Genomic DNA, 289 nt, shown 5'->3' on the forward strand with positions numbered 1-289 from the left:
ACAAATCTTCACAACCAAGATTGAATCTGTTGTATCTAGCTCAACCTTCTTACAAGCCTATCAGGGTGAAATTGGAGGTTTCACTTTGGGGCAATTTGATAATGGAGGCGGTCGCTGGATTTCTGGTGTTAATCAATTCTCTGTCGGTATGGGGAATGGAGCTGGTTATGGTACTAAGACAGCTTTCTGGGCGAATTGGGGCGATAACTGGAACCAAGCAGGGCCGAACTCTTGGCATGTGGACACAGATGGGCAGATGTATTGTAAGAATACAGTTAGCTTCTATGGT

The 289-nt window shown here is 45.0% G+C and carries 1 pseudogene; it reads left to right on the forward strand.

Annotated features, from left to right (window positions below):
* Window positions 1-289: pseudogene (locus WKI42_RS10815) on the forward strand (tail fiber domain-containing protein); the annotation flags it as partial.

Source organism: Streptococcus pseudopneumoniae (genome assembly GCF_038148935.1).
In the GTDB taxonomy this organism is placed as follows: domain Bacteria; phylum Bacillota; class Bacilli; order Lactobacillales; family Streptococcaceae; genus Streptococcus; species Streptococcus pseudopneumoniae_U.